This is a genomic window from Pseudoalteromonas luteoviolacea CPMOR-1 (assembly GCF_001625685.1).
GTDB classification, from domain to species: domain Bacteria; phylum Pseudomonadota; class Gammaproteobacteria; order Enterobacterales; family Alteromonadaceae; genus Pseudoalteromonas; species Pseudoalteromonas luteoviolacea_K.
Genome location: NZ_AUYC01000095.1, coordinates 49,603 through 62,284 on the forward strand (window position 1 = coordinate 49,603; position 12,682 = coordinate 62,284).

Annotated in this window: 12 protein-coding genes; 5 read left to right on the forward strand and 7 right to left on the reverse strand. The window is 44.2% G+C overall.

The genetic code is table 11. The annotated features are described in order from the left end of the window. The first annotated feature begins 108 nt into the window (after positions 1-108). Positions 109-975 (forward strand): extracellular solute-binding protein, encoded by an 867-nt coding sequence (locus N473_RS25035; RefSeq protein WP_231099631.1) that lies wholly within the window; start codon positions 109-111, stop codon positions 973-975. Positions 976-1,059: 84 nt separating this feature from the next. Here the strand turns inward: N473_RS25035 and N473_RS25040 are convergent, their stop codons facing one another. Beyond that, complete coding sequence (locus N473_RS25040) at positions 1,060-1,332, reverse strand: hypothetical protein (protein WP_039611477.1); 273 nt, start codon at positions 1,330-1,332, stop codon at positions 1,060-1,062. A gap of 163 nt (positions 1,333-1,495) precedes the next feature. Here N473_RS25040 and N473_RS25045 point away from each other — a divergent pair, with 163 nt between their 5' ends. Genes N473_RS25045 through N473_RS25055 form a run of 3 tightly spaced genes read left to right on the forward strand, consistent with a single transcriptional unit; the run spans position 1,496 to position 3,467 of the window. Further along, positions 1,496-1,885: an RNA-binding S4 domain-containing protein gene (locus tag N473_RS25045; protein ID WP_063370315.1), complete on the forward strand. Its 390-nt coding sequence runs from the start codon at positions 1,496-1,498 to the stop codon at positions 1,883-1,885. Positions 1,886-1,902: 17 nt separating this feature from the next. Further along, positions 1,903-2,361: a PaaI family thioesterase gene (locus N473_RS25050; protein WP_063361570.1), complete on the forward strand. Its 459-nt coding sequence runs from the start codon at positions 1,903-1,905 to the stop codon at positions 2,359-2,361. 5 nt (positions 2,362-2,366) lie between these two features. Beyond that, on the forward strand, positions 2,367-3,467 hold the full coding sequence (locus N473_RS25055; RefSeq protein WP_063370316.1) for an NAD(P)/FAD-dependent oxidoreductase: 1,101 nt from the start codon (positions 2,367-2,369) through the stop codon (positions 3,465-3,467). A gap of 41 nt (positions 3,468-3,508) precedes the next feature. Here N473_RS25055 and N473_RS25060 read toward each other — a convergent pair whose 3' ends face one another. The 4 genes from N473_RS25060 to N473_RS25075 form a co-directional block, all read right to left on the reverse strand. Next, positions 3,509-4,018, reverse strand: a complete 510-nt coding sequence (locus N473_RS25060) for a DUF4124 domain-containing protein (protein WP_063370317.1) — start codon at positions 4,016-4,018, stop codon at positions 3,509-3,511. A 178-nt stretch (positions 4,019-4,196) separates the two neighbouring features. Continuing rightward, the gene (locus N473_RS25065; RefSeq protein WP_063370318.1) at positions 4,197-4,937 is read right to left on the reverse strand and encodes a phosphoadenylyl-sulfate reductase; all 741 of its coding nucleotides are present in this window, start codon (positions 4,935-4,937) and stop codon (positions 4,197-4,199) included. A gap of 38 nt (positions 4,938-4,975) precedes the next feature. After that, positions 4,976-6,700 carry an assimilatory sulfite reductase (NADPH) hemoprotein subunit gene (gene cysI, locus N473_RS25070; protein ID WP_063370319.1) on the reverse strand — a complete coding sequence of 575 codons (1,725 nt, stop codon included), beginning with the start codon at positions 6,698-6,700 and terminating at the stop codon, positions 4,976-4,978. Positions 6,701-6,751: 51 nt separating this feature from the next. Continuing rightward, entirely contained in the window at positions 6,752-8,569 is a 1,818-nt protein-coding gene (locus N473_RS25075) for an assimilatory sulfite reductase (NADPH) flavoprotein subunit (protein ID WP_063370320.1), read from the reverse strand. 293 nt (positions 8,570-8,862) lie between these two features. On the opposite strand from N473_RS25075, the gene N473_RS25080 reads away from it, so the two are divergent. After that, entirely contained in the window at positions 8,863-10,470 is a 1,608-nt protein-coding gene (locus N473_RS25080; protein WP_063370419.1) for an endonuclease, read from the forward strand. A gap of 149 nt (positions 10,471-10,619) precedes the next feature. Here N473_RS25080 and N473_RS25085 read toward each other — a convergent pair whose 3' ends face one another. Together N473_RS25085 and N473_RS25090 are read right to left on the reverse strand one after the other, a co-directional pair. Further along, positions 10,620-11,798 (reverse strand): DUF3103 family protein, encoded by a 1,179-nt coding sequence (locus N473_RS25085; protein ID WP_063370321.1) that lies wholly within the window; start codon positions 11,796-11,798, stop codon positions 10,620-10,622. A gap of 439 nt (positions 11,799-12,237) precedes the next feature. Continuing rightward, positions 12,238-12,618 carry a hypothetical protein gene (locus N473_RS25090; RefSeq protein WP_063370420.1) on the reverse strand — a complete coding sequence of 127 codons (381 nt, stop codon included), beginning with the start codon at positions 12,616-12,618 and terminating at the stop codon, positions 12,238-12,240. Positions 12,619-12,682 lie beyond the last annotated feature (64 nt).

Here is a 12,682-nt window from a genome sequence, read left to right on the forward strand (position 1 = left end):
AGTAAACTTTGTTGTTTTTACCCTTTTTTGCTACTAAGTACCCAAGTTTTAGCCAAAGATGACGAACTTAATGTCTATTCATTTCGCAAATACGAACTTATCAAACCCATGCTACAAGCTTTCGAGCAACACAGCGGTGTCAAAGTGAATCTCGTCAATGGCAAATCTCACTTTTTACTCTCACGACTCAAATCTGATGGTATACAATCTCGTGCAGATGTGATCCTCAGCTCTGATTTGGTGCAACTCAGTGCGCATCGTGCATTATTACAGCCGATGACTGAGCTCAAAGGCTGGTCACAGTTGCCAGATGTCTTCAAAGATCCAAATCAGCACTGGGTGAGCCTATCCATGCGCACCCGCGCGTTGTTTACGCGAAAAAACGACAATGCTACGGTATTTATTCCGACGTACTTTTCGCAATTTAGTGAACCACACATGCAGGGAAAGTTTTGTGTCAGAGACTGGGGACATAGCTACAACAAAACGTTATTTGCCAGTTTGCTATCAGGTAATCACGCCCAAGATACCCAATGGATAAACAACGCCAATCAGCTACTTGCAAAGCGCCCTTCAGGGGGCGACAGAGATCAATTACGTGGACTTGCTAAAGGACAATGCCAATATGCGCTAGCAAATCACTACTACTGGCATATGATGAAACAGTCGAATAATAAGCAAGAAGTGAAGCTTGCCTCGCAACTTGCAATGCACTTTTTGCAAATGGCAAATGGGCAAACCCCCGTGTCAACCACCACCGCAGCCATCGCAAAACACGCACCAAACAAAGAAAATGCCCTCGCGTTCATTGACTTTATGTTACAACCAAAAACACAAAAGATGTATGCGCAGCTGCTTAACGAGTTTCCCGTCGTCACCATTGAAGGCTATCAGCTGCCTTTTAAACCAGCGCTGCAAAATATCAATTTGAGCTTAGAGTACACCCAAAAAGCTGACAAGATACCAACACTGTAGCGCAGATATAACGTAAAAATCGATATAAGTCAGTGCACCTATTGACCTAATTTAGTGCACTGCTTAAGATAATTTTAAGTATGATTAGTTTGCCTGTGCGAGCCACTTTTGCACCGCAGCTTTCGGGTAAAGTACATCTTTAAATAGTCTATGTCGTTCAAATTTCAATGCCTTTTCAGTGCTCGGCAATCCAGCTTGAACTTGGCTGTGATGGGTGTTGAAGCGTGAGATCAGCGACAGTTTGTCGCGCGCAATTTTGAGGTGAACATTGAGGTAAGCACGTACATCGTCTGCGGTCATTAAACCCAGTGCATCTAAGTTCATTAGCTCTTTTTTTAACGTAGAGCGTATACCCATAGTTGATCTCCCTGTGTTGTCAAAATGGAATCAATCAAAGCTGCAAGCAAAATACACACCAAATGCTGCATTTACATTAAAGACCACCACAATAACGAAAAAGTTTCGTCATTCATCTTAACTGCGCGGTATACTGTCGCAAAGTCGCATTATGAGTTGTGATATGAATCAAGAATACGTTGAAATTGAACTTGAAGAAGAACCCATCGAGCTGTGTAATTTACTAAAAGTGCTCGATTTCGCAGAAACTGGCGGACAAGCCAAGCAGCTGATCACCCTCGGCTACATTGCTGTGAATAATGAATTATGCACGCAAAAGCGCAGAAAAATTTACTCAGGTGACACACTGCACTTTGATGGTGAGGTCTTCATGCTGACGCTCTCCGAAGATGCAATCCCCAATCCGCGTCCTCCAGAGCCTATTGCACCACCAAAAGCGCCTAAAGCCGCCACAAAAAGCACAGCGAATAAAAGCAAAAGCGGTAATAAAAAGCGTAAAAAACAGGGGCAGGTCGACAGTAAAACAGGCCGCAAACCTATTTCGTTTGGATAACAAGGAGTTCTCAATCAATGAGCATTTGGTTTAAACCCATTACCAAGGAACTTTGCCAGTCCCTTGATAAAGGCTTACACGGTAAAGGCTCATTAATGGCCACCCTTGGCATCGAAATCGATGAAATTGGCGATGACTATTTAGTGGCCACCATGCCTGCAACCGTCCATCACCACAACCCAATTGGCATGGTGCATGGCGGTGCCAATGTTGCTTTAGCGGAAACTGTTGCCAGCTATGCGGCAAACTTTGTCGTTGATTTTGAGCGCTTTTACTGTGTCGGCCAAGAGATCAATGCCAATCATTTAAAAGCCTCTCGAAACGGTACATTGCGCGCCACAGCAAAGCCACTACATTTGGGTAAACGCACCTCGGTATGGGAAGTGAAAATCACCAATGCCAAAGGCGAGTTATGCTGTGTGTCACGTATGACTGCAGCGGTAATTGAGCGCCCAGATAAGCAGCGAAGTATCTAAACATCATGGACCACATTGATACATTGATCATTGGTGCCGGTGTCGTCGGTCTATCCGTTGCAGCCAAGCTTAGCCAGCATCGAGAAGTCTTCGTGGTTGAGCAAGGCAAGCATTTTGGAGAGCACACCAGCAGTCGCAACAGTGAAGTTATCCACGCAGGTATTTATTACCCCACCGATAGTGCAAAAGCGCGCCATTGTGTCGCAGGTAAAGCGCTACTTTATCAGCACTGTAAAGACTATGGCGTGCCGGTCAAAATGCTCGGTAAGGTCATCACAGCACAAAACGATGCTGAAATACAGACACTGGAAAAGCTCATATTGCAAGCCGAGCTAAATGGTGTAGACGACCTATACTGGCTAAGCCAAGCAGAGCTGCAGCAAAAAGCGCCGCAGATAACAGCCAAAGAGGGACTCTTTTCACCCTCGACCGGCATTATCGACAGTCATCAGTTGATGCTCTCTTTGATTGGTCAACTAGAGCAAAACCAAGGACATTTTGTCGCAAATACACAATTTATCAGCGCAACACCCGTGCAACAGGGGTTTTTGGTAACACTCAATTGTGAGGGACAAACCTTCACGCTCAGCTGCACCCACTTGATAAACGCAGGCGGCTTATTTGCACAGCACAATGCGGCAAAAATTGAAGGGCTAAACAGTGCAAAGATACCGCCCATTCATTATTGTCGCGGACAATATTTTAGCTACCAAGGGGCACATCCATTTAAGCACCTGATTTATCCTGTACCAGAGCAGCATGGACTCGGTATACACGCCACCATTGATCTTGCTGGCCAATTGCGCTTTGGACCAGATACTCAGTTTATCGACACCATTGATTACGCAACAGATAGCAGCGCTTTAGACAAGTTTTATCAAGCCATACAACGCTACTGGCCTCAGGTTGAAAAAAGTAAATTGCAAATTGATTACGCAGGAATAAGACCTAAATTGCAAACCACGAGCGCACAAGATTTTATCATTGAAAACCAAAGCAGACATGGTATTACAGGCCTTATTAACTTATACGGGATTGAATCACCAGGATTGACTGCAAGCCTTTCTATTGCTCAGTCTGTACAAGCCCAGTTAGATGCTGAATAAAAAAGGCGACATGATGTCGCCTTTATCTCGTGATTTCAGTTTTATGTATCATCAAGCTGCTTAGCCCGCTGATCCATAAGCTTTTGTACGTTTTGCGCATCTTGCACCAGCTTTTTCACCTCATTGGGGCTCATACTGTTAATCCCACTTTTACCCTCTAGGCCGTCTGTTTTCTGTGTTTTTTCATTCAGAATATCTGTGTTCTCTGCTGCCATAATGGTTATTTTCGTCGGATCCAAGTTATGCACTTGGCTATTTACACGCGTATTTGGTCTATCTGAATAATGCCAGTTTCCTTTGGCATCTTGCCATTTATAAATGGTCGCTTGTGACGCGCTCGGCGCTTCACCATCCATCATCCCTTTCGCACTGTTAACCGCGTCGTTAAGTTCACGTTTTGACTTATCTAGCAGAGCATTGGCTTCTTGCTGCGCCTTACCAAAAATCATATCAACACTGAGGTAAGGTTTGCCATCGGGGCGTTTAATTATAAATAATGACGCCAATCCCACCAACATCATCATAATAAACAAGTAACTTGCGTATTTCATTTCGGCACTCCTTTTTGACTTGAGGCCACACTTGTAAAGTATAGCTTGGTATTGCGCACAGTTTGACAATTGGGCAAAAAATTATCAATAGAAAAGGGGATCGAAATGACTGAGAGGACGGTGTTATTTTAAAAGAAAATAAAAAAGCCGCAGACTATGCTGCGGCTCATCAAATCGCTTAGATACCATCCCCATCAATGTGTAGTCCACATTCACGGTTCAGACCAAAGAATCGCGTTTCTTCCTCTGTCATACCAGGTTCTAATTTACGTGTCGTATGCACATCACCCATAGACACATATCCTTGCTCCCATAGCGGATGATACGGCAAGTCATGCTTAGTTAAGTACTGATAAACATCTCGGTTGTGCCAGTCAATAATAGGGTAAACTTTTACACTACCTCGGCTAATTTCTAAGATCTGTTTATCAGAGCGTGACGAAGACTGCTGACGACGCAAACCACTAAACCAAGTACCGACTTGCAACTCTTGTAGTGCACGCGTCATTGGCTCAACCTTATTCAAGGTATTGTACTGTTTGATGCCTTCTTCACCTTGCTCCCACAGTTTGCCGAATTTAGCTTCTTGCCAAGCTGGGCTATAGTTACTGCGATAAACTTTAAGGTTTAACTTCAGCCTTTCAGTCAATTCATCCACAAACTGATAGGTTTCTGGGAAGAGGTAACCGGTGTCAGTTAAGACCACAGGAATATCGTTTTTTTGCTGTGATACGAGGTGCAGCATCACTGCCGCTTGAATACCAAAACTTGACGACAGCATATGGGTGTCAGGCAGATTCTCAAGCGCCCAAGCAACACGATCTTCAACACTTTTCTGTGCCAGCATGCCATTTGCATCAGCAAGCAATGCCTGCTGTGTTGCTTTATCTAGGGTTAATATTTGCTTAAATTCGCTCATAGCTTGTCCTATTATTGGGCCCTATTGGGCCCTTATTATTAAGCGTGGAAATCCGTTTTTGAAACTTTTACTTCCGCAACAATACCTTTGCGGATCACAAAATCACCAAAGCACTCTTGCTCTTGACGCTCAGCAGCCCACTGACCTATCAACTCATCTAGCGCAGGAAGATAAACATCTTCACTGACATTTTCTAGATACAACTTAGGAACACGGGTACCTTCACGGTTACCGCCAAGATAAACATTGTATTTACCTGGACCTTTACCAACGAAGCCCACTTCCGCCAACATTGCACGGCCACAGCCATTTGGACAACCTACCACACGCATGATGATGTCATCATTTGGAATGCTGTGTTTTGCCAATAGCGCTTCTGTTTTTTCTACTAGCTCAGGCAAATAACGCTCCGCTTCTGCCATCGCTAATGGACACGTAGGCAATGCCACACATGCCATTGAGCTCTTACGCTGCTCGGTATGCGTGTCATCAATTAAGCCGTGCTCACGAGCAATTTTTTCAATTTCAGCTTTGTCTTCTTCAGCCACACCCGCGATGATTAAGTTTTGGTTGGCAGTCATGCGGAAATCACCTTTGTGGATCTCAGCAATTTTGCGACAACCTGTTTTCAGAGGCTGGCCTGGGTAATCTAAAATACGACCACTTTGCAAGAATAACGTGAGGTGATGTTTGCCATCGATGCCTTCAACCCAACCAAAGCGATCGCCACGGTGAGTAAATTCATATGGACGACTCTCAGCAAACTTAACGCCTGCACGCTTCTCCACTTCCTCTTTAAACGCATCGATACCGAATGCATCTAGTGTATATTTGGTTTTTGCGTTTTTACGGTTTACACGGTTACCCCAGTCACGCTGTACACTGACAACATGCTCTGCCACTGCTAGCGTATGCTCTAGTGGAATAAAACCAAAGTCATCAGCACGACGCGGGTAAGTGTTCACATCACCGTGCGTCATTGCAAGACCACCGCCGACAAGTACGTTGAAACCGACTAGCTTGCCTTCTTCAGCAATCGCAACAAAGTTCAAGTCATTCGCGTGCACATCCACTTCGTTATTCGGCGGAATTGTCACCGTAGTTTTGAACTTACGAGGCAAGTAAGTAGAGCCTAAAATTGGCTCAAGATCGGTGGAATCTTTACGCTCGCCATTTAGCCAAATCTCTAAATAAGCACGTGTTTTTGGCAGTAAGTGCTCAGAGATCTTCGCAGCCCACTCATACGCTTCTTGATGAAGCTCTGACTCAACCGGATTCGTTGTACACAAGACATTACGGTTCACATCACCCGCGGTTGCAATTGAGTCGATACCCACATCATGCAAGGTTAAGTGCATTTCTTTAATATGTGGCTTTAATACACCATGGAACTGGAATGTTTGACGGGTTGTCAGACGAATACTGCCGTAAGACGTTTTCTCTTCTGCAAACTTATCAATGGCAAGCCACTGATCTGGCTGGATGATACCGCCAGGCATACGTGCACGTAACATCACGTTGTGCAACGGCTCTAGCTTCTGCTTAGTACGCTCAGCACGAATATCGCGGTCATCTTGCTGATACATACCGTGGAAACGGATCAGCTGGAAGTTATCCTTGGTAAAGCCACCCGTTAATTGGTCGCCTAGATCGGTTTCAATGGTTCCACGAAGGTGCTGACTTTCCGTTTTTAAACGTTCATTATCAGCAAATTTAGCTTCAGGATCGTGCTTACTATTGGGCTTAAAATCTTGATTGCTCATGGTTTTTCCTAAATTCTGTACAGTGACGGTAAAAGTGCGTGATGACGTCTATTAGTAGACGTCTTTTTGATAACGGTTAGCACTACGCAACTCTTTCAAATACTGCTCGGCCTGCTCATCATCTTTACCACCATGGGTTTTCACAATGTCTAACAGGGCCTGGTGCACATCTTTGGCCATACGCGTCGCATCGCCACACACATAGAAATGTGCCCCTTTTTCTAACCAAGCAAAAACTTCTTCGCCCTTTTCACGTAAGCGGTCTTGAACGTAAATTTTTTCTGCCTGATCCCGGCTAAATGCTAAGTCAACTCGGCTTAGCAATCCTGACTTCACATACCCTTGAATTTCGACTTGGTATAAGAAGTCTTGTGTAAAGTGAGGGTTACCGAAGAACAACCAGTTGTCTCCTTCTGCCTCACGTGCATCACGCTCTTGTAAAAATGCTCTAAATGGCGCGATACCAGTACCTGGACCAACCATGATCACAGGCGTATTATCATCACTTGGTAAACGGAAGTTATCATTGTGCTCGCTGAACACCTTGACCTTAGTACCTTCTTCAACGCGGTGCGCTAAGAAACCAGAACAGCCACCAAAGTGTTGTTCACCAAATGCTTCAAACTCGACTAAACCCACTGTTAAGTGAACTTCTTCTTCCACCTCAGCTTGGCTGGATGCAATCGAGTACAAACGTGCTTGCTGTTTACGACAACACTCAACCAGTGTTTGCGCTGCAATATCGCTTGGGTTTTGTTTGATAACATCAAAGATCTGACGTGCTTCTAAATATTCACGCAGCGCCGCTTTGTCTGTTACTAGCTTAGCCAATTCCTCATTCCCAGTGGCCGTCGCATACTTTTCAACGAACCCAGGATATGACTGAGTCAGTTCCAGTTTTTCAATCAGGGCATCACGCACACTGAAGGTGTCATCACCCAGTTTAACTTCGCTCTGAGGGTCTATATTTAATGTGCTGAGCACCTCATCGACCAGTGCTTCATCATTTAAGAAATACACACCTAATGCATCGCCCGGTTGATAACTAATGTCTGAACCTTCCAGATCAATTTCGATATGACGCACGTCTTTTGTTGAATCACGACCAGTGATTTTCACCGCCGTAGCAATTTCAGCGGTAAATGGATTTTGCTTTGTATACTGGCTATGAGCAGCTTGTGGCGCACCAAAAGGCGCACTCACTACATTTGTACCACCTGCAGCTTGCTGCGCTTTTAACTCTGGCTCAAATGCGTCTAGTGCTGATGCAATCCATGCCTCGGCCTGCTCTTCGTAATCAACGTCTAAATCAGCACGCGCAACCACACTTTGCGCACCCAACTTTTGCAGGCGCTCTTCAAAATCAATGGCTGTTTGGCAGAAGAATTCATAACTTGAATCACCCAAACCTAATACCGCGATTTTAACGCCATCTAATTTAGGCGCTTTTTTGCCAACTAAGAATTCATGCAGGTTCTCAGCATCTTCTGGCGGCTCGCCTTCACCGTACGTTGAGACCGCAACGGCGATAAATTTTTCTTTCTTTAAGTTACCAGGCTTATAGTCCGCCATGTTAACTAGCTTTGCATCTAGACCACGTGACTTCGCCTGTGCTTCTAGCTGAGCAGCAACGCCTTTTGCATTACCGGTTTGCGAACCATATAAGATAGTCAGTGGCACAGCATCTTGCGCAGGTGCAGCAGCTTGACCAAGCACGCCACCAAGCGCCGCAGTATTGGCATTTGCAGCCAAGTAACCACTCACCCAAGCTTGTTGAATAGGGTTTAGTTCAGCCACTAACCCCTGTAACTTTTGCAGTTGTTCTTGTGAAAGCGGACTTGCCGCAGCACTCAGTTGACTTAACAACATTGTCTATTCCCCGTAACCCATTTCGATTTACTTGCTCTGGCACTTTAGTGTGCAGGTCATTTAATAGCATGCAGGATACTGTTCCTATCCCTCAACAAAAAGAACAGTATCTGCTTTGTTATTCCTTTTAGTTATGAAAAGAAAAAAACACCAACGAAAACAGATTAAAAGAAGTGTTTATTTTTTGATCTATTTTTTATTAACATTTTAATAACTGCGGTGGGGTTTTTCTTCCGTTCTTTATCAACAAAACATAATAAGAGAAAGTAATGACATTACATAAAACAACAAGGATGCGGTATCAAGCGGCTGTTTTAGCAACTATTTTTAGTGCTGCAAGCCAAGCACAGGTAAACAATGGGGATTTTGAGCTATGGCAAAATAACGCACCGAGCAATTGGTCTACTATTGATTCAGGGATCACAACCTCCCCTGTGTCAACGCCTGTACAAGCAGGCCAAACCGCAGCAGCCATTACCGTCAATACCGCAACTCAAGGTAATACTGATTTACGCCAAAGTATTGCGGTGGTTGCAGGACAAAATTATGACTTCAGTGTGTGGGTTTATCACACGGAAGGAGGGGTGAAGTCGCGCCTCTATATCGATGGCTACCGAGGATATTCAAATCCACAGCTCACTGGTCAATGGCAGCAGATAAGTTATCAATATCAGGCAAGCACATCTAAAAACATTGAAGTGGGCTTGCGATTTTATGATGTCAGCGGATTTGACGGCAGTGAAGTGGTCTACGTTGACAGCTATGGTACAGGTACAACCACCACACCGCCTCCGCCGCCCCCTCCTGCAGATTGCCAGCACAACACCGTCACTTTTACCCTTAAAACAGATAACTACGCGAGCGAAACCAGCTGGCAATTAGTCAACACAGCGGGACAAAGTGTAAAAAGTGGCCGTGGTTACAGCAATAATCAAACCATTACTGAAACCTTATGTCTGGTTGATGATACCTATACGTTTACTATTCTAGATAGTTATGGCGATGGTATTTGCTGCTCACAAGGCAATGGCCGATACGAATTTAGTCACAATGGTCAAACCCTGATATCAGGTGGGCAATTTACCAATCAAGACCAAAAGCAGTTCACCCTAGGTAATGATGGCGGCAATGGGCAAGACCCAACTGGCTATTATGCATCTGCTGCGGGTCTAACTGGACTTGCACTCAAGTCTGAGTTACATACCATCATTAAAAACCACAACAACCAAGGCTATAGCGCTTTATGGTCTTTCATCGACCAGCACGAGCGTGACCGCTATTTTGAAAAAGATAACTCAGTACTCGATCGTTACTCTGAGCAACCAACAAATTCCGATGCGGTTAACTTTGTCGCAGTAGGCGATCAGTGTGGTAGCTATCGTGGTGAAGGTGACTGTTATAACCGTGAACACTCTTTTCCTAAGAGCTGGTTTGGTGGCAAAGTAGAACCAATGAACTCAGATGTGCATCATATTGTTGCCTCTGATGGCTATGTCAATGCAAAGCGCAATAGCTTTCCGTTTGGAGAAGTGGGCAACGCCAGTTATATCTCCTCTAACGGCAGTAAAGTCGGCAGTGCGTCAGGTATCAATTATACTGGCACCGTATTCGAACCCATTGATGCCTTTAAAGGAGATTTTGCACGAATTTATTTCTACATGGCCACACGTTATGAAAATGTCATTGCCAGCTGGCACAACAAATCTAGTTACGGCAGCGATGTACTCAATGGGACATCAGGCCTTGTTTATGAAACTTGGGTGATTAACCTGCTTAAACGCTGGCATCATCAGGATCCCGTCGATGATATTGAGCGTGCACGAAATCAAGCCGCTTATGAGTATCAAGGCAATCGCAACCCGTATGTTGACCACCCAGAGTTTGTCGACCTCATTTGGTAAAAATAAAACAAAAAAAGCGGCCCAATCCATTGGGCCGCATAACATACTCAGCGCAGAGTCTACGTGAGTGTTAAAGTAGGTAAGGTAACCATGTTCCTAACTCATAAATCGAATCGATCTTCCACCACCGCTGCGATTTAAAAGCACACTTACCTAGGCTCTATCGTTAAGGGAGATAAAGTCATTTTGGCATTGTTGCTGGCCCCCATTAAATTGGAGTACCTGCGGTTTTCAAATAAGGTATAAAATACATCAACATAATCATCATCATTGCTGAACCAGTTGCTTGGCATCGCCTTGACCAATTCATTGGTAAGCTGAGGGATAATGGCATACCCCTGCACATTAGGGTTAGGGATCAACTTCATCGCCTGCGTCACCACCTCTAAAAAGGCCACCGCCAATTCTTGATAATTTGTATTGTCATCATGCTCCATCAGCAGTACATCTGCCGCTTGCCAACGGTAGCGCTCCCAATGTATTAGAATTTGGTTTGGTGAGTAGGTTTGTCCATCGTGATCTAAATACGGTAAATCGACAATATCCAGTACTGGCGCATCTCGACTTGGGCTGACACCATTCACGATGGCATAAATTTCAGCGGCACCTGATACCCAAGGCTCTTTATCATCATTCAAGCGAATGTGATTAATCACGGATGTAGAAATAGCAGATTGCGCGCCTACAGAATCCCAGGTGTTAGTCTCAGAAATAGACTGCACCTCGCTAAAGGATTGAGTAAACACTTTGCGCATCACTGCAATCCCCTCTTTGTGCACAACCTGTTTATCCAACTCAATAATTAACACGGGTCGCTGTGGCATTTGTGTAGCGTCCAACAAATGTAATTGACCGTCTTCATCAAAAGCTTCGACATGAAGCCACTGCGTATCTTCCCCTCGCGGTGCAAATGCAATTAACGGTAGCTCACCTTTCTGCCACGCATCCAGCATGGCACTATCCGCTAGACGCAATTGAAATACTTGCTGACCATAAGATGACAACCCTTTTAATTGGCGCGTCAATCGATTTGCCTGTGATCCAAGCGATACCGTGTCATTAGATAAAGAGATCTGTGCAAGATTGAGTTTATTGAAACTATTGAGCTGCTTTTGCCAAGACTGTTGCTTGTGCTTGATATCACGTGCAACCGCTTTAGCGACCACACGCTTAATATCTGCGACTTGAAAACTCGCTGTGTTGTAATGATCTATCGACTTTAGCGAGGCACTGATGTCCTCTACCGCCTTCGTTGTCTGCGCGCTAACCTGGCCACAATGCAACGTAAGCGCTGCGGTCCATGCCGCGAACTTAAGTAACTTATGCATAACATTTCCTTGAAATAATCCGTGTGTGCTTAAAATAACTGCATTGCAGTATTTAATCGCCTAGCAACGATAAAACAGCTCACTAAATTTATCAAGATATTAATAATGAATTAACATGTTAATTTTCAATGTTGCGCTATCACAATGAAAAATATATATAAATTCGTTACACTACCCTAAAGAAAAATAATATATTATATTGCAATAATTAAATTTGGTTGATAATTAAACAGCAGGACGACGTCAATTCAATTCATCGTTAGGTGATACACCTACCCCAGATAATTTGACACACTCGTAAGGGTTACTGTTTCACGAAGATTTAAGCAATTGATTAATATAATTTTTGTGTGATTTTGATATAAAGCACAGGCTTTATTCGCGGTAAGATGCCGACATGAAAAGATTGATGGAGGCTCGATGCGGCCCCCATTAAATGTTACTTTTCGATAGGATACAATGTAATTTCAATGCCTGCACCAATAGCAGAAATTCTTAATAAAGTATCTACATCAATAGCTTGTGAATAGCATTTTGGCGTTTCACCCGAAACAAAACCGATATCAAATGTGCGTTTTTTACATCCCAGCCACTGTTTAAGCGCAGCTTTTGAACATGACTCAATCAGTTCACACAGATGATTAATCGCTTTGTTTGGACTACTCACTTCAGCACTCGCTTCAATGCGCGCCAGCTCACGATATTCATCTTTATCATAATGCAACACGACAGCATTACGCTTTAGGTCTTCCACCAAAGCGGAGATGTCATGTTTGGATTCTAATTCTAAGTCGACATTTAAAAATTGGATTTCTGACATTGCGAATGCGGTACCTTGCTTTATGGATGGGCCTCTCGCCCAATTGTTATACACTGCCACCACC

What these genes read in the sequence shown, in the direction of transcription:
- N473_RS25035 (WP_231099631.1), top strand. Translation starts at nt 109, where the DNA reads ATGCTACAAGCTTTCGAGCAACACAGCGGTGTCAAAGTGAATCTCGTC.
- N473_RS25040 (WP_039611477.1), bottom strand. Translation starts at nt 1,332, where the DNA reads ATGGGTATACGCTCTACGTTAAAAAAAGAGCTAATGAACTTAGATGCA.
- N473_RS25045 (WP_063370315.1), top strand. Translation starts at nt 1,496, where the DNA reads ATGAATCAAGAATACGTTGAAATTGAACTTGAAGAAGAACCCATCGAG.
- N473_RS25050 (WP_063361570.1), top strand. Translation starts at nt 1,903, where the DNA reads ATGAGCATTTGGTTTAAACCCATTACCAAGGAACTTTGCCAGTCCCTT.
- N473_RS25055 (WP_063370316.1), top strand. Translation starts at nt 2,367, where the DNA reads ATGGACCACATTGATACATTGATCATTGGTGCCGGTGTCGTCGGTCTA.
- N473_RS25060 (WP_063370317.1), bottom strand. Translation starts at nt 4,018, where the DNA reads ATGAAATACGCAAGTTACTTGTTTATTATGATGATGTTGGTGGGATTG.
- N473_RS25065 (WP_063370318.1), bottom strand. Translation starts at nt 4,937, where the DNA reads ATGAGCGAATTTAAGCAAATATTAACCCTAGATAAAGCAACACAGCAG.
- cysI (WP_063370319.1), bottom strand. Translation starts at nt 6,700, where the DNA reads ATGAGCAATCAAGATTTTAAGCCCAATAGTAAGCACGATCCTGAAGCT.
- N473_RS25075 (WP_063370320.1), bottom strand. Translation starts at nt 8,569, where the DNA reads ATGTTGTTAAGTCAACTGAGTGCTGCGGCAAGTCCGCTTTCACAAGAA.
- N473_RS25080 (WP_063370419.1), top strand. Translation starts at nt 8,863, where the DNA reads ATGCGGTATCAAGCGGCTGTTTTAGCAACTATTTTTAGTGCTGCAAGC.
- N473_RS25085 (WP_063370321.1), bottom strand. Translation starts at nt 11,798, where the DNA reads ATGCATAAGTTACTTAAGTTCGCGGCATGGACCGCAGCGCTTACGTTG.
- N473_RS25090 (WP_063370420.1), bottom strand. Translation starts at nt 12,618, where the DNA reads ATGTCAGAAATCCAATTTTTAAATGTCGACTTAGAATTAGAATCCAAA.